At 68.7% G+C, this 23,109-nt stretch carries 23 protein-coding genes; 12 read left to right on the top strand and 11 right to left on the bottom strand.

The window, feature by feature from the left end; all coding sequences use genetic code 11:
* Positions 1-53 precede the first annotated feature (53 nt).
* From ACPCXD_RS02475 to ACPCXD_RS02485, 3 genes are all read left to right on the top strand, one after another.
* Complete coding sequence (locus tag ACPCXD_RS02475) at positions 54-767, top strand: dienelactone hydrolase family protein (RefSeq protein WP_423658218.1); 714 nt, start codon at positions 54-56, stop codon at positions 765-767.
* Positions 768-922: 155 nt separating this feature from the next.
* On the top strand, positions 923-2,857 hold the full coding sequence (locus tag ACPCXD_RS02480; RefSeq protein ID WP_423658836.1) for a 2-oxoacid:acceptor oxidoreductase subunit alpha: 1,935 nt from the start codon (positions 923-925) through the stop codon (positions 2,855-2,857).
* Positions 2,854-3,924 carry a 2-oxoacid:ferredoxin oxidoreductase subunit beta gene (locus ACPCXD_RS02485; RefSeq protein ID WP_423658220.1) on the top strand — a complete coding sequence of 357 codons (1,071 nt, stop codon included), beginning with the start codon at positions 2,854-2,856 and terminating at the stop codon, positions 3,922-3,924. The genes ACPCXD_RS02480 and ACPCXD_RS02485 overlap by 4 nt, the downstream gene beginning before the upstream one ends.
* 72 nt (positions 3,925-3,996) lie before the next feature.
* Here ACPCXD_RS02485 and ACPCXD_RS02490 read toward each other — a convergent pair whose 3' ends face one another.
* Together ACPCXD_RS02490 and ACPCXD_RS02495 are read right to left on the bottom strand one after the other, a co-directional pair.
* Positions 3,997-5,391, bottom strand: a complete 1,395-nt coding sequence (locus ACPCXD_RS02490) for an amidohydrolase family protein (RefSeq protein WP_423658222.1) — start codon at positions 5,389-5,391, stop codon at positions 3,997-3,999.
* A complete protein-coding gene (locus ACPCXD_RS02495) occupies positions 5,388-6,611 on the bottom strand; it encodes a CoA transferase (RefSeq protein WP_106201210.1) in 1,224 nt (407 codons plus the stop codon). The genes ACPCXD_RS02490 and ACPCXD_RS02495 overlap by 4 nt, the downstream gene beginning before the upstream one ends.
* 58 nt (positions 6,612-6,669) lie before the next feature.
* Between ACPCXD_RS02495 and ACPCXD_RS02500 the strand changes: the two genes are divergently transcribed.
* Positions 6,670-7,719: an enoyl-CoA hydratase/isomerase family protein gene (locus ACPCXD_RS02500; protein ID WP_106201211.1), complete on the top strand. Its 1,050-nt coding sequence runs from the start codon at positions 6,670-6,672 to the stop codon at positions 7,717-7,719.
* Between the two features lie 43 nt (positions 7,720-7,762).
* Complete coding sequence (locus ACPCXD_RS02505; RefSeq protein ID WP_059383734.1) at positions 7,763-8,176, top strand: hypothetical protein; 414 nt, start codon at positions 7,763-7,765, stop codon at positions 8,174-8,176.
* Between the two features lie 72 nt (positions 8,177-8,248).
* On the opposite strand, the gene ACPCXD_RS02510 is transcribed toward ACPCXD_RS02505, so the two are convergent.
* Together ACPCXD_RS02510 and ACPCXD_RS02515 are read right to left on the bottom strand one after the other, a co-directional pair.
* Positions 8,249-9,268, bottom strand: a complete 1,020-nt coding sequence (locus ACPCXD_RS02510) for a MaoC family dehydratase (RefSeq protein WP_423658225.1) — start codon at positions 9,266-9,268, stop codon at positions 8,249-8,251.
* 5 nt (positions 9,269-9,273) lie between these two features.
* Entirely contained in the window at positions 9,274-10,149 is an 876-nt protein-coding gene (locus ACPCXD_RS02515) for an HpcH/HpaI aldolase/citrate lyase family protein (RefSeq protein WP_059383736.1), read from the bottom strand.
* 212 nt (positions 10,150-10,361) lie between these two features.
* Here ACPCXD_RS02515 and ACPCXD_RS02520 point away from each other — a divergent pair, with 212 nt between their 5' ends.
* Genes ACPCXD_RS02520 through ACPCXD_RS02530 form a run of 3 tightly spaced genes read left to right on the top strand, consistent with a single transcriptional unit; the run spans position 10,362 to position 12,767 of the window.
* On the top strand, positions 10,362-11,513 hold the full coding sequence (locus tag ACPCXD_RS02520) for an acyl-CoA dehydrogenase family protein (protein ID WP_423658227.1): 1,152 nt from the start codon (positions 10,362-10,364) through the stop codon (positions 11,511-11,513).
* Positions 11,514-11,539: 26 nt separating this feature from the next.
* Entirely contained in the window at positions 11,540-12,286 is a 747-nt protein-coding gene (locus tag ACPCXD_RS02525; RefSeq protein ID WP_016694498.1) for a GntR family transcriptional regulator, read from the top strand.
* A gap of 28 nt (positions 12,287-12,314) precedes the next feature.
* The gene (locus ACPCXD_RS02530; protein WP_016694499.1) at positions 12,315-12,767 is read left to right on the top strand and encodes a MaoC family dehydratase; all 453 of its coding nucleotides are present in this window, start codon (positions 12,315-12,317) and stop codon (positions 12,765-12,767) included.
* 3 nt (positions 12,768-12,770) lie between these two features.
* Here ACPCXD_RS02530 and ACPCXD_RS02535 read toward each other — a convergent pair whose 3' ends face one another.
* The gene (locus ACPCXD_RS02535; protein ID WP_160874219.1) at positions 12,771-13,886 is read right to left on the bottom strand and encodes a PQQ-dependent sugar dehydrogenase; all 1,116 of its coding nucleotides are present in this window, start codon (positions 13,884-13,886) and stop codon (positions 12,771-12,773) included.
* A complete protein-coding gene (locus tag ACPCXD_RS02540) occupies positions 13,886-14,947 on the bottom strand; it encodes a D-TA family PLP-dependent enzyme (protein ID WP_088898281.1) in 1,062 nt (353 codons plus the stop codon). The genes ACPCXD_RS02535 and ACPCXD_RS02540 overlap by 1 nt, the downstream gene beginning before the upstream one ends.
* A 72-nt stretch (positions 14,948-15,019) precedes the next feature.
* Here ACPCXD_RS02540 and ACPCXD_RS02545 point away from each other — a divergent pair, with 72 nt between their 5' ends.
* Genes ACPCXD_RS02545 through ACPCXD_RS02560 form a run of 4 tightly spaced genes read left to right on the top strand, consistent with a single transcriptional unit; the run spans position 15,020 to position 18,818 of the window.
* Positions 15,020-16,840 (top strand): N-acyl-D-amino-acid deacylase family protein, encoded by a 1,821-nt coding sequence (locus ACPCXD_RS02545; protein ID WP_423658230.1) that lies wholly within the window; start codon positions 15,020-15,022, stop codon positions 16,838-16,840.
* Positions 16,837-17,478: a TetR/AcrR family transcriptional regulator gene (locus tag ACPCXD_RS02550; RefSeq protein ID WP_423658232.1), complete on the top strand. Its 642-nt coding sequence runs from the start codon at positions 16,837-16,839 to the stop codon at positions 17,476-17,478. The genes ACPCXD_RS02545 and ACPCXD_RS02550 overlap by 4 nt, the downstream gene beginning before the upstream one ends.
* Positions 17,468-18,340 (top strand): alpha/beta fold hydrolase, encoded by an 873-nt coding sequence (locus ACPCXD_RS02555; RefSeq protein ID WP_172414957.1) that lies wholly within the window; start codon positions 17,468-17,470, stop codon positions 18,338-18,340. Before ACPCXD_RS02550 ends, ACPCXD_RS02555 begins: the two co-directional genes overlap by 11 nt.
* Positions 18,341-18,344: 4 nt before the next feature.
* Positions 18,345-18,818 (top strand): nitroreductase family deazaflavin-dependent oxidoreductase, encoded by a 474-nt coding sequence (locus ACPCXD_RS02560; RefSeq protein WP_423658234.1) that lies wholly within the window; start codon positions 18,345-18,347, stop codon positions 18,816-18,818.
* A 7-nt stretch (positions 18,819-18,825) separates the two neighbouring features.
* On the opposite strand, the gene ACPCXD_RS02565 is transcribed toward ACPCXD_RS02560, so the two are convergent.
* From ACPCXD_RS02565 to ACPCXD_RS02585, 5 genes are read right to left on the bottom strand one after another with little or no spacing between them, the layout of a single operon-like run.
* Positions 18,826-19,596, bottom strand: coding sequence for an ABC transporter permease (locus ACPCXD_RS02565; RefSeq protein WP_423658838.1), 771 nt, complete (start codon positions 19,594-19,596; stop codon positions 18,826-18,828).
* A 47-nt stretch (positions 19,597-19,643) separates the two neighbouring features.
* The gene (locus ACPCXD_RS02570) at positions 19,644-20,816 is read right to left on the bottom strand and encodes an ABC transporter substrate-binding protein (protein WP_423658236.1); all 1,173 of its coding nucleotides are present in this window, start codon (positions 20,814-20,816) and stop codon (positions 19,644-19,646) included.
* On the bottom strand, positions 20,813-21,553 hold the full coding sequence (locus ACPCXD_RS02575) for an ABC transporter ATP-binding protein (RefSeq protein ID WP_024102074.1): 741 nt from the start codon (positions 21,551-21,553) through the stop codon (positions 20,813-20,815). The genes ACPCXD_RS02570 and ACPCXD_RS02575 overlap by 4 nt, the downstream gene beginning before the upstream one ends.
* Positions 21,529-22,578 (bottom strand): acyl-CoA dehydrogenase family protein, encoded by a 1,050-nt coding sequence (locus ACPCXD_RS02580; RefSeq protein ID WP_423658238.1) that lies wholly within the window; start codon positions 22,576-22,578, stop codon positions 21,529-21,531. The genes ACPCXD_RS02575 and ACPCXD_RS02580 overlap by 25 nt, the downstream gene beginning before the upstream one ends.
* 7 nt (positions 22,579-22,585) lie before the next feature.
* Positions 22,586-23,101 carry a DUF4242 domain-containing protein gene (locus tag ACPCXD_RS02585; protein ID WP_016694511.1) on the bottom strand — a complete coding sequence of 172 codons (516 nt, stop codon included), beginning with the start codon at positions 23,099-23,101 and terminating at the stop codon, positions 22,586-22,588.
* Between the last annotated feature and the right edge of the window lie 8 nt (positions 23,102-23,109).

Below are 23,109 nucleotides of genomic sequence, written 5' to 3' on the forward strand. Positions count from 1 at the left end.
CGACTTCGTACGAAGATCATGACGAACAAACGACGCAAGTGGAAGGACGGTCGATGACCGACATCGAGGCAGAATTCGTTCACATCGCAGGTCTGCGCGCCTACCTGGCCAGGCCGCTCGGCGGTGCCACCGGAGGAATGCTGCTGTTGCCCATGATCACCGGCATCGACGCCCAGGTCCGCGAGTACGCGCACGACATCGCCGGAACCGGTGTGACCGCGCTCGTCTGGGACCCCTGGCACGGACCGAGCGCCGACGACACCTCGCGCGAGGAACTCGTGGAGTTGATGCGGGGCCTCGACGACGAGAAGTCCCTCGCGGAGATGACGGTCCTGCTCGACCACGCCTTCGGTGAACTGCGCATGGAGAAGGTCGGCGTGATCGGGTGGTGCCTCGGCGGACGTCTCGCCCTGATCCTCGGCGCCCGCGACACGCGGGTCGCGAACGTCGTGGCCTACCACCCGTCGATCGCGGTGCCGCCCGCCCCGAACCACACGATCGACGCCGTCGAGCAGGCAGGTCGCGTCGCGGCACCCGTCATGGTGCTGCACGCCGGCGCCGACACGATCATGAGCGCCGAGACCTTCGCGAACCTGCAGGCGACGCTGCAGCAGCGCGAGACCGGCGCGACCATCACCCACGTCTACCCGGGCGCCGAACACGGTTTCTCCTCCCGCGACCGGCACGGCAATCCCGTCAACGCCGACGCCTACGCCGTGTCGTGGCCCCAGGCGCTGAGCTTCGTCGGGGACACCGTCAGGTCCTGACATCGGCGACACCGTCAGGTTCTGACGCGTTCGCTACAGAAATGGCTTTCCGCTGCGGTGATTGCTGGCAATTGCCGTAGCGGAAAGCCGATCTTGTAGCGGATGAGCAGAAATTTTCGGGAGAAACGGTTGCACATGCGCGCGTGAGGGCCACGATGGAGCGCATGGCGTCGAGCGCGAAACTCGAACAGGTCGTCATCCGCATCGCCGGCGACTCCGGCGACGGCATGCAACTCGCCGGTGACAGGTTCACCGCCGAGGCGGCCGCCTTCGGCAACGACCTGGCCACACAACCCAACTTCCCCGCCGAGATCCGCGCACCTCAGGGAACTCTTCCCGGGGTCTCGAGCTTCCAGATCCAGATCGCCGACCACGACATCCTCACCGCCGGCGACCGGCCCGACGTGCTGGTCGCGATGAACCCGGCGGCCTTCAAGGCCAACGTCGGAGACCTGCCCCGAGGCGGCACCGTCATCGTCAACAGCGACGAGTTCACCAAACGGAACCTGAGCAAGGCGGGTTACGACGCCGATCCGCTCGGCACCGACACCGTGGAGCATCTGACCGTCCACGCCCTGCCGATGAGCACGCTCACCGCCGGGGCCGTCGAACCCGCCGGCGTCGGCAAGAAGGACGCGCAGCGCTCGAAGAACATGTTCGCGCTCGGTCTCCTGTCGTGGATGTACGGGCGGCCGATCGCGCCGGTCGAGACGTTCCTCGAGCGCAAGTTCGCGTCGAAGCCCGACATCGCGCACGCGAACGTCCTCGCCCTGCGCGCCGGCTGGAACTACGGGGAGACCACCGAGACGTTCGCCACGACCTACGAGGTGGCCCGCGCGTCGCTGCCACCCGGGACGTATCGGCAGATCACCGGCAACACTGCCCTCGCCTACGGTCTCGTCGCGGCGGGTCGTGCGGCGGGGATGGACGTCTTCCTCGGCACCTACCCGATCACTCCGGCCTCCGACATCCTCCACGAACTGAGCAGGCTCGAACGCTTCGGCGTGCACACCTTCCAGGCCGAGGACGAGATCGCGGGTATCGGCGCTGCGATCGGCGCATCCTATGGCGGTGCGCTCGGCGTCACCAGCACGTCGGGCCCGGGGATCGCCCTGCAATCCGAGGCGATCGGTCTGGCGGTGATGACCGAGCTGCCGCTGATCGTCGTCGACGTCCAGCGCGGCGGACCGTCCACAGGCTTGCCGACGAAGACCGAACAGGCCGACCTGATGCAGGCGATGTTCGGCCGCAACGGCGAATCACCCGTCGCGATCGTCGCTCCGCAGTCGCCCGCCGACTGCTTCGACGCGGCACTCGAAGCCGCGCGCATCGCGATCACCTACCGCACCCCGGTCATGCTGTTGTCCGACGGCGCGATCGCCAACGGATCCGAACCGTGGCGGATCCCCGACATCGACGACCTGCCCCGCATCGACCCGCGCTTCGCCGCGTCGCCGGGTGACGACGACCCCGGCTACCTGCCCTACGCCCGCCACGCCGACACCCTCGCGCGCGACTGGGCGATACCCGGAACCGCAGGTCGCGAGCATCGGATCGGCGGACTCGAGAAGGCCGACGGCACAGGCGACATCTCGTACCACCACACCAACCACGAGCTGATGACCCGACTACGGGTCGCGCGGGTGGCCGGTATCGACGTCCCGAATCTCGACGTCGACGATCCCACCGGTGACGCCGAGGTGCTCGTGCTCGGCTGGGGGTCGTCGTACGGGCCGATCGGGGAGGCCGTGCGTCGTGCTCGACGCGCCGGTCATCGGGTGGCCCGAGCACATCTGCGTCACCTGGCGCCGATGCCGAAGAACCTCGGCGACGTGCTCGGACGCTACCGGCGCGTGCTGGTCCCGGAGATGAACCTCGGTCAGCTGTCGTTCCTTCTGCGGTCGCGGTTCGACGCCGACATCCAGCCGGTGACGAAGGTGGCGGGCATGGCGTTCCGCGCCGACGAACTCCACGACGCCATCGAGGCCGAGTTCGCCGGGACACTCGCCGACACCGAACGATCCCGGACACCGGCCGCGGTCGCCTCGTCGACGAAACTCGACCCCACAGCAGAGAGGGCACGAGCATGACCGGACTCCTCGGCCACGATCTCGGACTCCGCCCGCACACCGACGCACTCGACGGTGTGCCCCGCACGGATGACCCGCAGAAGGCGAAGGACTTCACCTCCGACCAGGAGGTGCGGTGGTGCCCGGGCTGCGGCGACTACGTCATCCTCGCCACGGTCCGCAGCCTGCTGCCCGAATTGGGTGTCCGGCGTGAGAATCTCGTGTTCGTCTCCGGCATCGGATGCTCGTCGCGGTTCCCCTACTATCTCGACACCTACGGTGTGCACTCGATCCACGGTCGCGCCCCGACGCTCGCGACCGGTCTCGCGGTGACGCGCCCGGATCTGTCGGTGTGGGTCGTCACCGGCGATGGCGACGCCCTGTCGATCGGCGGCAACCATCTCGTCCACGCTCTGCGCCGCAATGTGAACATGCGGATCCTGTTGTTCAACAACCGGATCTACGGTCTCACCAAGGGGCAGTACTCGCCGACTTCGGAGGTCGGCAAGGTCACCAAGTCGTCACCCGGCGGGTCGGTCGACGCGCCGTTCAATACCCTGTCGCTCGCGCTCGGCGCCGAGGCATCCTTCGTCGCACGTGCCCTCGACTCCGATCGCGCCGGGCTGACGGAGGTCCTGCGCGCGGCGGCACACCATCGCGGCGCGGCGTTCGTCGAAATCCTGCAGGACTGCCCGATCTTCAACGACGGGTCGTTCGACGTGCTGCGCAAGGACGAGGCGCCGTCGCACCTGATTCCGCTGCGGCACGGCGAACCGATCGTCTTCGGAGTCGACGACGAGTTGTGCGTCACCCGAAAGGGTTTCGGCCTTCGGGTGGCGCAGCGCTCCGAGGTGGATGCCGCCGACATCGTCGTGCACGACGCGCACACCGACGACCCCGAGTACGCGTACGCGCTGTCGCGGTTGTCGGACCAGGATCTGCGTTACGTCGTCACGGGGATCGTGCGGCAGGTCGCGCGGACGACCTACGACGACGCCGAACGCGCCCGGGTGCGGACCGCGCAGGAGTCCGGCACCGCCGACCTGCAGCAGTTGCTGCGGGGCGACAACACGTGGACGGTGCCCTGATGCCGGCATCCGCTACCGTCCTGGTCATCCGCTACGGCAATTTCTGTAGCGGATGGCCGAAGTTGTAGCGGATCAGGTGTGGCGGACGACGCGACCAGCGATGACGGTCGCGCGGACTGCGTCTGCGGTCGGTGCCGCGAGGGCGTCGACCAGGGGACGGTCGAGCAGGACGAGATCGGCCGGCGCGCCGACCCGCACGCGACGAGCAGCGCTACCGGGGTCGTCGAGCGGCGCCAGATACCGGGCCAGCGCCGTCGCAGCGGGAATGCGTTCGTCCGCCCCGACGACGTCGCCGGTCGGGCACGTACGGGAGACCGCGGCGGAGATCACCGCCCACGGATCGACAGGGCCGTAGGGGGCATCGCTGGACAACGCGACCGGCACGTCGCCGTCGAGGAGGCTTCTGCAGCGATAGAGGTCGGGCAGGTCGACGGTGGGCACGTCGCGGAGATAGGCGTCGCCGCGGTCGGCGAGGAAGCCGGGCTGGGTGATCACCTGCAGACCGAGACGCCGCAGGTCGCCGATCGACTCGGCCGGGATGAGGGCGCCGTGCTCGATGCGGTCGCCGGGGATGGTGCCCACCTCGGTGAGGACGGCGAGCAGGATCGCGAACGCCTCGCGACTGACGCAGTGCACGGCCACCCCGCGACCCGCATGGTGGGTGCGGCGGATCGTCGTCGCGAGGTCGTCGAGGTCGGGCAGCCCGGAGTCGGCGAGCACGATCTTGTAGGGGCCCGCGGCGAACGTCTCGGAGCCGACGAAATCGAGTGGCGCACCGAGAAGTCGGATGCGCTGCGGGACGGACCCGTCGACGTGGGAGGCGCGGAGGTGTTCCAGGGTCGAGGGGGTGAGGTCGGGCGTCGCGTCGGTGAGACCGGTGATGCCGTAGGACGCCAGTTCGGCACCCACGTCTGCGAGCGATGGTGGGCCGGAGTCGGGTAGCCGGTCGCGGAGCCATGTGTCGGCGCGCCACACGCGTCCTGTCGGTCGTCCCTTCTCGTCGCGTTCGACGCCGGGGTGATCGGCCGTTGCGAGTCCCGTGAGTGCGGCGGCGGTGGAGTTCAGGAACCATACTGCACCGCTTCGGTGTTGGATGCGCACGGGACGCTCGGCGTGCAGCATGTCGAGAGAATCCAGATCCAACAGGCCGGCAACGTCCTCCGAGTACCCGACACCCCGTATCCATCCGTTACCGGCCGCGGTTGCGAGTGCGCGGGCGAGGTCGTCGGCGGTGTGGACGGCAGGTGGGCCGCAGCGAACCGATGTGCGGTCGGCCGCGAGGGCGTGCAGGTGGATGTGGTGGTCGTGCAGGCCCGGAAGCAGTGCGCCTCCACGACCGTCGACGACGTCGGCCGACGCGGGTACCGGCACTTCCGATCCGAGGACTGCGACGACCCCGTCACGGATGAGGACATCGGTTCCGCCGATGCCGTCGACCTCGACGTCGCGTACGACGAGGACGCTCACGGCCGGATGCCCAGATCGGTGAGTACGCGCCGGGTGTCGCGCCCGGATTCGGCGACCTCACCGGAGATTTCACGCCTCTGGGGTTCGGCGACGGCAACGGCACCGTCCGTTGTCTGCAGCACCCACTGTTCGCCGTCACGGATGGCGGGTTGCGAGATGGTCGTGGGTTCGTCGAGAGTCGCCGCGACGACGGCGGACATCGAGATGTCCCAGAGTTTTCCGCGCCCGTCGGGTGGTGCCGACATGGCCAGCGCCGCGGCGGTGAGACCCGTGAGAGGATCGGCGATCGCATCGCCGACGAAGACGGGACCTTCCGCGTCGTACGCGATCAGTCCGGCGGAGGCGGCGATGTCGTCGCCGAAACCCACGCGGTGCGAATCCCGTCCGTGCGCGGTGATCGAGATCCATGTGGTGCAGTCGTCCACGGCTTTCACCGCGTCGAGGCCGAAACCGGCGAGTGCCCGCGGTCGCGACGCCTCGATCACGATGTCGGCCGCTGCCACCAGTTCCGCGAGTTCGCGTCGTTGCGTGTCGTCGGCGGGGTCGAGCACGACCGATTCGTGCCCGCCGTGCAGCAGTCGGTAGAACTCGGCATTGCCGCGACGCGCACCGTCCGGCCGCGACGGCGTCTCGACCTTGACGACGCGCGCACCGGCGAGACCGAGCAGATGCGCACACAGCGGCCCGGCCCACAGTGCGCTGAAGTCGACGACGAGCAACCCGTCGACCGAGCGGGGCTCCGACGGCATCAGGGGAGCGGCCACACCGTGGACGACCGGGCCCGCCGCGATCCCGAGCATTTCGGCACGCTCGGCCAGCTCCGCCCCGGTGTGTTCGACGAGCCAGTCGGCGACGGCAGGCCACGGATCGTCGGGGATCTCCTCGCCGATCAGGGCGCCGAGCAGGAGTGGGTCGTCGGGACGTGCGCAGGAGACCGCAGCCCACCCGTCGATCGTCGGCAGCAGACGACATGCACCTCCGGCGGAGACCGCTCCACTGCGACGATGACCGGTGAACGCGGCGCGTTCGGACAGCAGGCGCGCACCGTCGACGTCGACGACGCCACCGGACGCCGCGGAGATCCACGCGGAGCGTTCGCGGGCGACGGTGGCGGCGCGACCGGATGGGAGCAGTGGGGGACCGTCGACTCTGCCGGTCAGAGAGGCAATTCCGCTGTCGGCCCAGTCGCGTACCGGGTCTGCGGCGAGGTCGGGGGCCACGACCGTGATGTTACATTTCGTGCCGGATGGGGCCTGGTGGAGTACAAGGACGGACCACATGGATACGGCACGAACGATGCTTCTCTCCGCTGCGGACCTGGCGAACGGAACGGCGGGAGAGCCCCTTCTCTGTGAGGGCGGTGCCGTGTCCCGGCCGATGGTCGTCGTCGATCTCGACGGAGGCGTTCCCCTGCTCGAGCGTGCCGTCGAACAGGCGGCACGGGCCGACCGGATCCTCGTCGGCCGCGCGACCCGCGAGATTCCCTCCGAGGTCCGTCCGTTGATCGACGCGCTCGACCTCACCTACGCGCCGGTCGCGCAGTCCCGCGGCGTGGTGGAGACGCCGGATCCGGACGCGAGCATCGCGGCGTTCGCCGAGGCCGTCGCCGCGAACCCGCAGGCCGCGCTGGTGGCACGGCAGGTCGTGCGGGCATCCGAGACGCTCGCGGTCCCGGAAGCGATCGACGTGGAGTCGCTCGGCTACTCGACGTTGCAGGGCGGACCGGAGTTCGCCGCGTGGCTCGCCGGACGCGGTCCGCGCCCACTGCCGCCGCCCTCGGACGAACCGGTGCTGATCGCCCGCGATGGCGACCTCCTGCACATCACGCTCAACCGGCCCGAGCGTCGCAATGCCTACGGAACGGTGCTGCGCGACGCTCTCGTCGACGCCTTGCGACTCGCGATCCTCGACGACAGCATCGAACGGGTCGTGCTCGACGGGGCGGGATCGTCGTTCTGCGCCGGCGGTGATCTCGACGAGTTCGGTCGCACGCCCGACATCACGCTCGCGCACTTCGTCCGGACGCGCGGGGGAGCGGGGCGTCTCGTCGCGCAACTCGCCGGTCGTATCGAGGTGCGGTTGCACGGTCACTGCATCGGTGCGGGTATCGAGATCCCGGCCTTCGCGGGGTGGGTGGCCGCGACTCCCGACACGGTCTTCCGGCTCCCGGAGGTCTCGATGGGTCTCATCCCCGGGGCCGGCGGGACGGTCAGCATCCCGCGGCGGATCGGCAGGTGGCGGTCGCTGCACCTGTTCGTCACGGCCGCGCCCCTCGACGCCTCCCGCGCACTCGACTGGGGATTGGTGGACGAGATCCGCGACATGTGAACAATCTGTTGACAACGAGTTGTTCACACGCCATCCTGGGTTCATGTCCGAGGAAGGCTTCACCCCACCGAATCCGAGTCGCGAACGCGCGCACCGTGAGTACGCGGGGCTGTTCCGGATCGCCGAACGGCACGGCAACACTCCCGAGCAGCGGGCCAGGCAGTCGCACCCGGAGATGCTCGACCCGCTCGGCGCCATCCGTCTCGTCGCGGCTCTGGCGGGTGGCGTGCACAGTCCCGGCCCCGGCGAACCCGAGGTCGACGACGCCGACGTCATCGCCGCGCTCGGTCTGGTCCCGAAGGCACGCGCCGAGATGGACCAACTCGAGGCGCTGATCCTCCGCATCGCACGGGAACGCGGGATGACCTGGCAGGAGATCGCTTTCGGCCTCGGCCTGGGAAGCACCCAGGCGGCCCGGCAACGCTACGAGCGCCTCGTCAAGCGGGTCGACGCGTAACGGCGAAACCGACGTCGTGCGCGATTTCCCGGAGGATTTCGCACACGACGTCGGTCTCGGCAGCAGTGGCCGTCAGGCCATGAGTGCGGTGAACCGCCAATCCAGGACGGGAGTCGGCTCGGCATCTCCGCGGTCGCCATTCGCGGCACCGCCGCGGTGCGCGTAGACGAGCGACCGCAGGTTCAGCACGCCACCGCCCTCGGCGAGGGGCTCGGCGGATTCGACGTGCAGGTCGCTGGTGAGGGTGTCGCCCTCCTGCACCGGACCGGTGTGGTCGCACGACTTCCAGCCCAGCACCGTCACGAGATTCGGCAGAGCGCGCGTCGCCTGTGAGAAGGCCAGGCCGATGGTGTGGCCGCCGTAGACGAGACGACCCGAAGCGCCGACCCGCTCGTCGTGGTGCGTCGCTGCGATGTTGAGGCTCAGGCGCGCGAGTTCCGGTGCGCTCGAGACGACGTCGCCGCTGGACTGCAGCACGGCGCCGGCGAGGGACTTGTCGAAGTGCTCGCCCGGCACCTTCGACCGGTAGACATCCAGATCCCAGTCGGCGGGCGCGGACCACTGCGGTTCGTCCTGCGGTCCGATGGCCGAGAGGTCGTCGGAGTGCACGACGCGGTCGGGATCGGGATTCTCGCTCAGCGGCAGCATCGCGCAGCGGTAGAAGTCGAGGACGGTGTTGCCGTCCTGGTCGACGGTGTTCATGCGCAACGCCGCGAGACCGGTGGGCTTGCGTCCGGGCTTCGCCGAATTCTCCTTCAACCCCACGACTTCGGTGGTGGTGTAGAGGGTGTCGCCGATGTGCGGGAAGCGGCGGAAACGCAGGCCGCGGTAGAAGAGATTGGCCTTGACGTGGTGCGTGACGAGCGTGGACTGCCCGATCGCGATGTCGGTGACGAAGCCGGCGTGCGCAACCGGCCCACCCGCGACGGCGGCCGAGAGGTGCTTGTCGAGCGGAAGGCGCAGGCGGTCACCGAGAATGCTCTGGTGCGCGGCGGCGAGACCGTCGGTGAGCGTCACGGCGGGGGCGGTGTCGAAGACCTGGCCGACGGTCAGTTCGTCGAAGTAGGGTCCGCCGACGTACGAGGTGGTCATGGCTTTCAGGCTCCGATCTTCGACAGGGTGCGGCGGGCGGCGACAGCGACGGCCTCGTCGAGCATCTGGCCGTCGAGCTGGGCGGCTCCGGCGCCGCGGTTCTCGGCTTCCTCGAGTGCGGTGAGGACCTTGCGGGCGGCGTCGACCTGATCGTCGGTGGGTGTGAAGGCTGCTGCGGCAGAGGTGATCTGCGCGGGGTGGATGACCCACTTGCCGTCGAATCCGAGATCGGACACCCACTGCGCCGAATGGCGGAAGGCGTCGTCGTCGGCGATGCCGAGGAACGGCCCGTCGATCGCCTGGACACCGGCGGCGCGGGCGGCGTGCAGTACGCGGTCCTGCACGTAGAGCCAGTGCTCGGGGGCGGCGGTGCGGGCGCGGCCCAGGGAGGCGCCGAGGTCGGCGTAGCCGATGATCACGCCGGCGACCCGGGAGCCCGCGACGATCTCGTCGATGCGCTGCACGCCGGCGGGGGTCTCGATGAGGGCCTGCACCGGGACGGTCGATTCACCGAGGATGCGGTCGGCCTCGACGAGATCGTCGGCGCTCTCGACCTTGGGGATCACGATCGAGGCGAGGGCGTCGCCGAGTGCGGCGCACGCGCGCAGGTCGTCCTCGAACCAGGGGGTGCCGCGTCCGTTGATGCGCACGGAGACGGTGCGTGTGGCGCCGTGCTCGCGGACCAGCGGAGCCACGAGCTCGCGGGCGGCGTCCTTCTGGGCGGCGGTGACGGCGTCCTCGAGGTCGAGGACGACCTCGTCGGCGGCGGAGGCGAGGGCCTTACCGGCTTTGCGTTCGTCGGAGCCGGGGGCGACGAGAACGGCGCGCCGGCGGAGGTGTTGCTCGGAAGACACGGGGACCTCGGGGAGTTCGGTCGGCAATGACGGCGCTAAATGTACGGCCATTGTTGGCGGTATGCCACCCCACGGAGAGGTGTGCCCATAGGAAGGTGCAGTCGTTCGTATCGGCTAAAACTCTGCAATCACGACGTCGAATGAGTGTCTTCGCGTTGACAACGCCCGAACTTGGTCCACAAAATGGCCGTACAAAGTTTCCCGGGTCCGTGTGGCCCGTCCCCAACGAAGGATGCCCCGTGACCTACCTGAACGACGAAGAGACTTTTCTGGTCAAGACCGTCCGCGACTTCATCGATCGGGAGGTCAAGCCGTCGGTGCAGGAGGTCGAGCACGCCAACGAGTACCCCGAGAAGTGGATCGAGCAGATGAAGCAGATCGGCATCTACGGGCTCGCCGTGCCGGAAGAGTACGGCGGATCGCCGGTGTCGATGCCCTGCTACGTCCAGGTCACCGAGGAACTCGCCCGCGGATGGATGTCGCTGTCGGGTGCGATGGGCGGGCACACCGTCGTCGCCAAGCTGCTGACCCTGTTCGGCACCGAGGAGCAGAAGAGCAAGTACCTGCCCAAGCTGGCCACCGGTGAGATCCGCGCGACGATGGCGCTGACCGAGCCCGGCGGCGGCTCCGACCTGCAGGCGATGACGACGACCGCCAAGCGCGACGGCGACGAGCTGGTCATCAACGGTGCCAAGACGTGGATCACCAACGCGCGTCGCTCCGGGCTGATCGCGCTGCTGTGCAAGACCGACCCCACCGCGCAGCCGCGCCACAAGGGCATCTCCGTCGTGCTCGTCGAGCACGGCTCGGGCCTGACCGTCTCGCGTGACCTGCCCAAGCTGGGTTACAAGGGCGTCGAGTCGTGCGAGCTGAGCTTCGATGGCTACCGCATCTCCGCCGACGCGATCCTCGGCGGCGAGCCCGGCAAGGGCTTCGCCCACATGATGAAGGGCCTCGAGACCGGTCGCCTGCAGGTCGCCTCCCGCGCTCTGGGTGTCGCGACCGCCGCACTCGAGGATTCCCTCGCCTACGCGCAGCAGCGGGAGAGCTTCGGCCAGCCGATCTGGAAGCACCAGTCCATCGGCAACTATCTGGCGGAGATGGCCACCAAGCTCACCGCCGCGCGGCAGCTGGCGCGCTACGCGGCGGAGAAGTACGACAGCGGCGAGCGCTGCGATATGGAGGCCGGCATGGCCAAGCTGTACTGCTCGGAGATCGCGATGGAGATCGCGCTCAATGCGGTGCGCATCCACGGCGGCTACGGCTACTCCACCGAGTACGACGTCGAGCGCTACTTCCGCGACGCGCCGCTGATGATCGTCGGCGAGGGCACCAACGAGATCCAGCGCAACGTCATCGCCAGCCAGCTCGTAGCACGCGGCGGACTGTGACGACCGGCCGCTAGGATCGGTCCGTCATGGACTACAAGGTGCGGGAAACGGAACCGGCCTACGCGCAACTCGCGCGCCAGCTCCGGGAGGCCGTCGAAGCGGGACGGTACAGCGACGGCACGCGGCTGCCCACCGAAGCCGAACTCGCCGAGGAACACGGCGTGAGCCGGCAGACGGTGCGCCGCGCTTTCCAGGATCTCGTGGCCGACGGCATCGTCTACCGCGTTCCCGGCCGCGGCACCTTCGCGAACGAGTCGGGCCGGCGCTACCGGCGCCAGCTCGGCTCGATCGAGGATCTGCTCGCGTTGTCGGCCGACACGGTCATGCAGATCGTCTCGCCGCTGCGACGCGGAGTCGACATCGACGCCGCGAGCCGGCTGCGTCTCGACACCGACGTGCTGTACACGGCTGTGTTCAAGCGCCTGCACGACGGAATTCCGTTCGTGCTCACCACGGTTCACCTTCCCGAATCCGTCGCCGCGCACGTGCTCGACGCGCCGGAACTCCAAGCGGGCGCGTCGAGCCGCAACACGATGATCGGGCTGCTCGAACCGCATCTCGACAGCCCGATCGTCGAAGCCGCACAGTCCATCACGGTCGCGCTCGCCACCGAACAGGTGGCGACCGAGCTGAACTGCGAAGTGGGACATCCCCTGCTGCGCGTCGACCGGTTGTACTCGAACGACGACGGCGTGCCCACCGAGTTGTCGGTGAGTTACTTTCTGCCCGAGCACTACACCTATCGCGTCACCCTCAGGCGAGCCGGTCTCTGACCGTCGCCGCACATCGACAGGAGCAACAATGCGGGTTTTCAACGGAATCGACGAGGTCGAGAAGGCCGTCGGCGAGCACCTCGGCCACAGCGACTGGCTCGAGATCGACCAGAAGCGCATCGACCTGTTCGCCGAGGCCACCGGCGATCACCAGTGGATCCACGTCGACCCCGAGCGCGCCAAGGACGGCCCGTACGGCAAGACCATCGCCCACGGTTACCTCACCCTGTCGTTGCTGCCGGTCCTCGGCACCCAGATCTTCTCCCTCGAGGGACTGAAGATGAAGGTCAACTACGGCAGCAACAAGGTTCGTTACCCCGCGCCGGTCCCTGTCGGCTCGCGGATCCGCGCCGGCGCCGAGTTCAAGTCGCTCGAGCGCACCGCCAAGGGCGCGAACCTCGTCGTCGGATACACCATCGAGATCGAGGGTGGAGAGCGCCCGGCGCTGGTCGCCGAGACGGTCGTCGTTCTCGTCCCCTGATCGTCAGGAGATCTCGATCCGGAGGATGCGATCGTCGTCGCCGGCCGGGCTGCCGCGACCGTCCCGGTTGGACGTCGTCAGCCACAGCGAGCCGTCCGGCGCGGCGACGACGGTCCGCAGCCTTCCGTACTCGCCGACGAAGAAATCGGTTGCGGTGGCTGCGGTGTCCTGAACATCAATGCGCCACAAGCGTTCTCCGCGCAGGCCTGCCATCCAGAGGCTGCCGTCGAACCACGCCAGGCCCGACGGCGACGCCTGCGAGACCGGCCACGTGAGGACCGGATCGACGAATTCGTCGGAACCCCCGGCGCCTTCGACCACAGGCCAGCCGTAGTTTGCGCCTGCCGTCACGAGATTCAATTCGTCGACGTCGTTCTGCCCGAATTCCGACGCCCACAACCGTCCCCGGTCGTCGAACGAGAGTCCTTGTACGTTGCGGTGACCGAGCGAGTACGCCGGCGATGCCGGATCGGGATTGCCGGGTGCGGGTTCGCCGTCGCTCGTGATGCGAAGGATCTTGCCGCCGAGCGAATTCGGATCCTGGGCCAGTTCGCGGCGGCCCGCCTCGCCGGTCGCGACGTACAGCATCCCGTCGGGACCGAAGGTCATCCGCCCACCGTCGTGGATCCGGGCGGACGGGATGCCGTCGAGGATCACCTCCGGTTCGGCAAGCGTGGTGCCGTCGAGAACTGCTCTGAGTACCCGGTTGTCGCTGCCGGTGGTCACGTAGAGATAGACGAAGCGGTCGGTGTCGAAGGTCGGCGACACCGCGATCCCCAGCAGCCCCGATTCGCCCTGCGCGAGGGTCTCGCCGACGCGACCGACCTCGCGGACCTCACCGTCGGTGATCTCGACGATCCGGCCGCTGTTGCGTTCGGTGACCAACGCGGAGCCGGTGGGCAGGAAGGCGATGCCCCACGGCGTGTCGAGTCCGGACGCCACCGTCCCGATCACGTGGGGTACTCCGTTCACCTCGGAGACCGCGGAGGCGGTTGCGTCCGTGACGGTCCCGGTGGTCGCCGGTCCGGTGGTCTCGGTGTCCGGCGCGGTCGATTCGGACGCGCACGCACTCAGCGGCAGTACTACCGCCGCGGTCAGGCAGGCCAGACGTCTGCGCATCACGTCGTACATCCTCGCGCGACCACCCGCCAGGTGTCCACCACTTCACCGTTCGAAAGCACGATCAGTTCGTCCGCGAGGTTCACGGCGTTGCACACGTGGTTGGGGATCACCCTCACCTTGTCGCCGAGTCGTGGGCGGGTCGACGCCTCCGGCCACTGCACCGTCGCGTGATGTTCCGACAGTGCGGTGATGCGTGCGTCCGGTTCGCCGAGGATGCGTCCGTACCCGGTGGCCCACGCGGCCCGGTCGGCGCCGAGGACCTTGGAACCGGCATCGAGGACGACCACCTGGTCGCGAGTGGAGACGACGGTTGCCAGCGCGGTCAGTGCGATGTCGGATTCGCTCACCGCGCCGAGTTCGAGTTGCTGGGCGTCACCGAAGATGTACACACCGGGTCGCAGTTCGGTTGCGACCGTAGGTACTTCGAGGAGAGCTGTGGGGGAGGAGCCGCCACTGATCACGGACGGCTCGATCCCCGCTGCTCGTAGCGACGCCGCTGCAACCGCCAGCGCGTCGGCTTCCTCCCGGGCGGCACTGCCCGGCGCGTCGGGTGCGTACGAGTGGCCGGGGAAGGTGAAGACACCACGCACGTCGAGGCCTGCTTCGCGCGCCGCCGACGCCACTGTTCCGGCCTGCTCGGGCAGCACGCCGGTGCGGTGGTGCCCACTGTCGATCTCGACGAGCACCCCGATCGCGGTGCCGGCGTGCTCGACGAGTTGCCGGGCTCCGGTCGCCGAATCGATCCCGACCGTGAGACGCACCCGTCCGGCCAGCGCGCGCAGCCGAGCGCCGCGGGCGGCGTCCACCCACAGCGGATACGCGACGAACAGGTCGTCGAAGCCCTCGTCGGCGAAGACCTCGGCTTCGGAGACGGTCGCAACTGTGAGACCGCGGGCTCCCGCGTCGAGCTGCCGTCGTCCGATCTCGGAGCACTTGTGCGTCTTCGCGTGGGGTCGGAGCGACAGACCTCGCGAGGCGGCGGACTGCGCCATCCGCGCGATGTTGCGATCGAGGATGTCGCGGTCGACGAGCAGTGCCGGAGTGGTGTCGAGATCCATGGCCGAACCGTAGACGGTCGGGACCGGAAATTTAGAGAGTGCGCGACCTCTTTTTCGTGTTACCCTCGCGCCATGAGTGGTGTGGATCACAATCATGGGGATTTCGACGTCATCGTCCGAGGTGGTCTCTGGTTCGACGGGACGGGCGCGCCCGGCGTCGTCCGCAACCTCGGCATCCGCGACGGGGTCGTCGTCACCGCGACCTCCGACAGCCTTCCCGCCGGCCCGAACACCGAGGTCGTCGACGCGCACGGCCGCTGGGTGATGCCCGGCTTCGTCGACACCCACACCCACTACGACGCCGAAGTGCTCGTGGGTCCGGGTCTGTCCGAGTCGGTGCGGCACGGCGTCACGACCGTGCTCATGGGCAACTGCTCGATCTCGACGGTGTTCGTGCCGCCGGTCGACGCTGCCGACCTGTTCAGCCGTGTCGAGGCGCTTCCGCGAGAGCACGTCCTCTCGGCTCTCGAGAAGTCCAAGACCTGGAGCACGCCGCGCGAATACATCGAGGCGCTGAACAAGCTGCCGCTCGGACCGAATGTGACGGCCTTCGTGGGGCATTCGGACGTCCGCGCGTCGGTGATGGGACTCGGACGCTCCACGGAGTCGGCGAACCGCCCGACCCGCGCCGAACTCGCCGACATCGACGCGCGCGTCGAGGACGCCCTCGACGCGGGCTTCCTCGGAGTGTCGACGATGACGAACCCGTGGGACAAGATGGACGGCGACCGTTACCGCTCGCGCACCCTGCCGTCGACCCACGCGTCGTGGTCGGAATTCCGCCGCCTGCACAAGATCCTGCGCCGACGCGGTCGCATCCTGCAGGCCGTGCCGAACCTCAACACCAAGTACGACGTCGCGTTCTTCGCCCTCGCCAGCACGGGCATCGGACGCAAGCCGATGAAGGCGTCGGTGCTCGCCGCGGCCGACACGAAGGCCGAACGGTGGGTCAACCGCATCTTCGGTCCGATCGCGTTTGCGGCCAATCGGATCGGCAAGGGTGCCTTCCGCTGGCAGCACCTGCCCACGACCTTCGAGGTGTACTCCGACGGCATCGACCTCGTCGTCTTCGAGGAGTTCGGATCGGGTCGTGCCGCACTGCATCTGCAGGACGAACTCGTCCGCAACGACCTGCTGCGCGACGAGGCCTACCGTCGCTGGTTCCGGCAGGACTTCGAGAAGAAGTTCTCACCCCGCGTGTGGCACCGCGACTTCGACGACACCCGGATCGTCGAATGCCCCGACGCCTCGCTCATCGGCCGGTCGATCGGTGACGTCGCGCGCGAGAGGAAACTGCACCCGGTCGACACCTTCCTCGACCTCGTCGTCGAGCACGGCCGGAAGTTCCGGTGGCACACCGTGATCGCCAACGACCGCAGCAAGGTCGCCGACCGGCTCATCCGCACTCCCGGCGTCACCGTGGGATTCTCGGATGCCGGCGCCCACCTACGGAACATGGCCTTCTACAACTTCGCGATCTGCCTGCTGCGCCGCGTCCACGACGCCGAGAAGTCGGGCAAGCCGTTCCTCACGCTGCCCGAGGCCGTCCACAAGCTCACCGGCGAACTCGGTGACTTCTACGGAATCGACGCCGGCCACCTGCGGGTGGGCGACCGCGCCGACTTCGTCGTTGTCGATCCTGCCGGGCTGAACGCCGATGTCGACGCCTACCACGAGGCTCCGCTCGAGGAGTTCGGCGGAATCCGCCGCATGGTCGACCGCAACGATCGCGCCGTCACGGCGACGGCGGTCGCCGGCCGGGTGGTCTACCGCGAGGGTGAGTTCGTGCCCGGCTACGGACGCACCGTCGGCACCGGCCGGTTCCTGCGCGCGGGAGTGGAGGAACGTGGACCCGCGCCGATCCGCACCCCGGCGGGTGAGCCCGTCGCGTGAGCGCACCCGCAGTACGCCGCACCCAGCAGGAGCGCAGGGAGGAGACGATCGGTCGCATCCTCGACGCGACCATCACCTCCCTCGCCGAGCTCGGCTACACCGCGACGACGATCGGTGAGGTGTGCCGGCGCTCGGGGGTGTCGTCGGGTGGGGTGTTCCGGCACTTCCCGACGCGACTCGACCTGATGATCGCGGCGGCCGATGCGGTCCGGGAACGCCAGTTCGCGAACTTCGAGGCCGGCCTCGCGGCGCTCGGTGACGAGCACGCGGACATCTCCGAGTCGCTGCGGGTGTGCCTCGAACTGCTGCGCACCGCCTGCCGGGCGCCGATGAACGCCGCCTGGTACGAACTGCTCGGCGCGGCGCGCACCGACCCGGCGCTGCGGGAGCATCTGGCGCCGATGGCCGAGCGCTACCACGCCCAGATCGTCGATTTCGGCAGGTCGCTGCCGGTCGCGGCCCGGTTCCCGTCCGACATCTTCGACACCCTGCTGCTGTCGCTCGTGCACATGTTCGACGGCGAAGCGCTGGCGTCGACGGTGCATCCGCAGCCGGAATTCGACGTGCGACGGATCGAACTGATGGCCCGGATGTTGGCGCTCGTCACATCTGACATAAGTTCGGGTGATGAGCAATAACGGATCTGCTCCTCAGTGGTTCGTCGACGCCCTGGCCGCACCCGTCGAGACCGGGAAGGTCGAGGCAGCGGGTGCGACCATCGCCTTCCGGGCGTGGGGCGAATCCGGTCTGCCGGGCGTCGTGCTGGTCCACGGCGGCATGGCGCATTCGGGGTGGTGGGACCACATCGGCCCGCAGCTCGCCGCCGGACGTCGCGTCGTCGCTCTCGACCTGAGCGGTCACGGCGACAGCGACCACCGCGAGCACTACACCCTGGAAGCGTGGTCCGCGGAGGTTCTCGCCGCGGCCCGGGTCGGCGGTATCAGCGGTCCGCCGGTCCTCATCGGCCACAGCATGGGCGGGATCGTGTCGTTCGCGGCCTCCCATCTCCACGGCGACGAACTTGCCGGTGTTGTGATCATCGATTCGCCGATCCGCGACATGACGCCCGAGGAACTCGAGATGCGCGCGAAGGCCGTCGCGAACGCCGGACCGCCGAAGGTCTACGCCGCGGCGGAGGACGCCGTCGCACGGTTCCGCCTTGTGCCGCCGCAGGACGACGCCGAACCCTACGTGCTCGAGCACATCGCCCGCGGGTCGCTGAAGCAGGTCGACGGCGGCTGGTCGTGGAAATTCGACAATCTCCGCATGGGACGTGAGGGGCGCCGTAGCCTCGAGGTGATGAATCCGGGATGCGCCGTCGCCTACTTCCGCTGCGAACGCGGCATCATCGACGACGCGCTCTACGGGCGGATCGTCGATAATCTGGGCCCTGATGCGTTGCTGATCGATCTTCCGGCTTCCGGCCACCATCCGATGATCGATCAGCCGCTGGCCGTCGTCGCTGCAGCCCGGACGCTGCTGGCAGCCTGGGGGAGATAGCCGCATGAATCCGCTCCGACCGGTCGCCGTCCGTATCGGAGCGTTGCCGTGGTTGCCGCGGTACTCACGGCCGATCATCGCGGTGGACAAGGCCATCCAACGTGTCACACGCGGCAAGGTCACCCTGCTCGCGATCGCGGGACTGCCGTCGCTCGTGCTCACCGTGAAGGGCCGCAAGACCGGGGAGCCGCGGTCCACGCCGCTGCTGTGCGTGCCGCACGACGGGGGATGGCTCGTGGTGGGCTCGAACTGGGGACACCCGAAGGCGCCGTCCTGGGCCGTCAACCTGCGCGCGGCCGACCGGGCGCAGGTGCTGTACGACGGGCACGAGTACGCGGTGTCGGTGCGGATCGCGGAGGGCGACGAACGCGAGCGGCTGTGGCACGTGCTGCTGCAGACGTGGCCGAACTACGCGCTGTACGCGAAGCGCACCGACCGGGTGCTTCCCGTCTTCGTACTGACGCCGCTCGAGTCCTGATCGCAGGTCAGAGCGGGCGGTCGGCTTCCTCGACGCTCACCGGCCTGCGCCGTTCGCGCAGCAGGTGCCGCGCCGCCCAGTCGAGCCAGAACCCGAGGAAACCGATCACGACGATCACGGCCATGACCTGGTCGTAGGCGAGCTGGTCGCGGGCGTTGAGGATCTGGTAGCCCAGACCCGACCGCACGCCGAGCATCTCGGCGGGCACGAGCACGACCCACGCGATACCGAGGCCGACCCGCAGACCGGTCTGCACCTGCGCGCGGATGGCCGGCAGGACGACGGTGGTGAGCAGTTCGAGTCGCGTCGCGCCGAACGATCGGGCCACCATCAGATAGCCCTGGTCGATGCCGTGCACCCCGGCCGCCGTATTGATGACGATCGGCCAGATCGCGGCGGCGGCGATGAGGAAGAAGACCGGCTGGTGCCCGATGCCGAACAGCGCCACGGCGATCGGCGCCCACGACAGCGGCGAGATCATCCGCAAGAACTGCATGATGGGCATCGTCGCGCGTTCGACCAGCGGGTTGAGTCCGATCAGCAACCCGAGCGGGATGCCGAGCGTCGCGGCGATCAGCAGACCCACCAGCAGCCGCCACAGACTCGCGAGGGTGTCGGGCAGCAGGACACCGCGGGCGAACAGGTCGACGATCGCGGGGAAGACGTACTGCGGGGCGAAGTCCCGCACGAGCGAATCCGGCGCGACGAGCACCGTCGTCACGAACCACCACAGGGCGATCGCGATGACGATGGCGACGGCTTGGGGGACGAGGGGCAGATGCCGGACGGTGCGGGCCGTCTCCGGCGCCGTGCTGGTCGGGGCGCTCACGAAGGATCGACCTCCTCTGTGCGGGTGAGATCGGCGGGAAGGCCGAAGGCATCGGTGCCGTCGACGCGGGTGAGGGACGTGCGGACGAACCGGTCGTCGACGAGGTCGTCGTGCACGGTCGCAGGGTCGAGGCGCGACAGGAACCGCGTGTCGCCGTCGACGACGGTGTCGTGCATCGCCTCGATCAGCGCCGCGGTGAAGGTCGGGAAGGGGAACGGCTGGTAGCCGATGCGCTGCGGCTGCCACTGCGGGTGCACCGTGCCGGCCTCGCGGTCGGGATAGGTCAGCGCCTTCGTGATCGCGGGCAGCGGCTGCGGCAGGTAACCGGCGGAGAGCATCGCGGCCGCGGCCTGACGGTCGGCGCCGATCTGCAACTGGGCGGAGACCACCGAGTCGGTGAGGGACTGCACCGCGACGGGGTCGCGTTCGATCAGGTCCTCGTGCACGAGCAGGGCGCAGCACGCGTGGTCGCGCCAGACATCACCGAGGAAGCGGTGGATCCGCCCCACCCCGCGGACCTCCGCGGCAGCATTGAACGGATCGGCGACGGTGAACGCGGCGATCGAGCCGTTCGCCAGGGCCGGGATCATGTCGGACGGACCCATGACGACGAGACCCACGGTGCGGGCGGACTTCGACGGCGCCTCCCGCACGACCGGCGTCAGTCCGTGCGCCCGCAACAGTTGCTGCAGGGCGATGTTGTGGATCGACCACCAGAACGGGATCGCCACCGTCTGCCCGGCGAGATCGCTCAGGTCGGTGATGTGCGGGGCGACCGTCAGTGCCGAGCCGTTGGTGTGGTTCCAGCCGAGGATCCGCACGGAACTGCCGAGGCTGTACCGCAACTGGACTGCCATGGGCATGAGCAGGTGCACGACGTCGACGCGTCGGCTGATGAAGGCCTCGGCGAGCGACGCCCAGCTGCGGAAGAGCACCGGCTTCGCGGAATCGACGACGCCGGCGGGATACAGACTCGATCCGTGCGCGACGAGCAGCGGCGCGGCGTCGGTGATCGGCAGGTAGCCGATGCGCAGCTGACCCGTGCGGTTGGCGCGGTCGGTGGTCGCGGTGCGCGCGAGGTCGATCGTGCCGGCGATACCCCCGGCAGCCGCGAGGCCGAGTGCACCGCGCATGAGGGTGCGACGACTGAACAGGCCCGGATCGGTCATGTCGCGGACAGCGACGAATCGCGGTAGTGCGCCAGGATGGCCGGACGCAGCGCGTCGCGGTCGAGCGCCGACATGCCGCCGAGCGTCCATTCCTGCTGCACCACACCCGAACTCCCGAACAGTGCGATGCGGTCGGCGAGTTCGAGCGCCTCGTCGATGTCGTGGGTGACGAGGACCGTCGTGAAACCGAGATCGCGCGCGAGTTCGCCGAGCCACGATCGCAGATCGGAACGGGTGGCCGGGTCGAGAGCGCTGAACGGTTCGTCGAGCAGCAGCAGTCGCGGACGCACCGCGACGGCGCGGATGACGGCGATGCGCTGGGCCTGACCGCCGGACAGTTGGTCGGGGTAGTAGCCGGCGAGCGCGGAGAGGCCGAACCGCTCGAGGAGCGAATCGGCGTAGGCGGTGTCGAACCGCTCGCGGTGCGCGGCGAAACGTCCACCGAAGGCGATGTTCTCGCGCACGGTGAGCCACGGCATCAGGAAGGGTTGTTGGAAGACCATTCCGGTGTGCGGGCGGTTGTCGCCTTCGGTGTCGGGCCAGTCGACGGAACCGCGATCGAGGTGATCGAGACCCGCGACGATCCGCAGCAGCGTCGACTTGCCGCTACCGCTGCTGCCGAGCACGACGAGGAACTCGCCGGTCGCGATATCCAGGTCCACCCCCTGGAGGACCGGGCTACGGCGACCGGCGAAACTCTTGTATCCGTTCGCTATTCGTACTGCGACAGTTCCCACCGAAGCTGTCCTTCCGACGGCGATTGAATGGGCAGGAAGGCCGCCTCACGGAATCGGCGGTTGGTGGCGCTGGCCGTCGCGTATCCGGCGCCGCCGCGCAGTGTCGCCTCGAGGCGGGTCGCCGCGACTGCGACGACCGAACCGTCGAGGCGCAGACGGATGAATTCCGCAGGAGCGATCGAGGCGGGATCGGTGGCGAAGCGGTACAGCCGTTCGCGCAGCGACTCGTAGCGCGCCGAAAGTTCTTCGTACTCACCGGTGAACTGTTCGCCGAGTCCGTGCAGGCGGCCGGCCGCCTCGGTGAGCGACGCGCGTGCGATGCCGACGCAGAACGAGGTCTGCAACATCATGAAGGTGGGACGGATCGAACCGCAGAAGTTCGTGAGATCCTCGGTGAGGATGTGCGACTGCGGAATCCGCACACCGTCGAACTTCAGCGAGGTCGACGACGTGGCACCGAGCGCGAGCAGTTCGGGTGAATCCGCGATGGTGATGCCTTCGGCATCGGCGCGGACCACGGCGACGAGACGATCGCCGTCGGCGGTGCGGGCCGGGAAGACGATCACCGAGTCGGGAAAGACGTTGGACGCCCAGTGGATCGGTCCGGTGACGGTGATGCCGTCGTCGGTCCGTTCGGCGACGAGGGGGAGTTCGCCGAGACCGGCGAGATGCTTGAGGGCCGCGGCCATGGCGGTGACGCCGATCGTGCGGCCGGACGCGAGGTCGTCCCGGTAGCGATCACGCAGGAACTGCGGTGCGCGATCGATGTATTCGAGCGCCATGCGCTGCGCCCACAGCGAGAAGCCGACGGTGAGCGACTCTGCGGCGACCTCGTCGATGACCGCGACCATCTCGGAGAGACATTCCCCGTCCAGCCCCTTGCGGAGCAGGCCGAGCTCACCCGTGCGGGCGATGTCGGTGCGGATGTCGGTTTCTCCGCGATCGAGAGCAGCGGCGCGGTCGCGTACGAATTCTGCGATCGCCGCGCGCTGTTGCTCGCTCGTTCGGTCAATGGCCGCGGTCATCGGATGATTATCCTTCGAGGGAGTGGAGACGGTCGATGGGCGTGCTGACGACCTCGCGGGCACGCACGACGGCGGCCTCGTCGGGGGCGTTGTAGAAGCACAGGCACTTGTCCATGTCCTCGCGGACGTAGGTGCGCAGGAAGCTCACCTCGGGGACATCGGCGTACTTCGGCGAGTTCGCCTTCTTGCGCGCGAGGTAGGTCTCCATGTCGATCGTGTCGGGGATGTCCCACTCGACGAGGTAACCGGCCTCGGGGCGGGTGGCCTTGATCTGGTCGAGCTCGGCGCCGACGAGACGGACCTCGTTCGGGCCGACGATCTCGGCGACATCGAGGGAGGCCGACTCGAGCTGCGCGGGGCGGCACGCGTCGAACTCGGCAATCGCGAAGACGCGCGTGCCACCGGTGGTGACCTGGGATTCGATCAGTTCGCCGCCGGCAGCGACGACAGCATCGTCGAAGGCCTTGATGGCAGCCTCGGCCTGGCCTTCGGTGGGGACGAGTTCGTAGAGATACAGCGACATGAGGTCAC

It is taken from the genome of Rhodococcus sp. AB351 (genome assembly GCF_049538275.1).
Taxonomy (GTDB): domain Bacteria; phylum Actinomycetota; class Actinomycetes; order Mycobacteriales; family Mycobacteriaceae; genus Rhodococcus.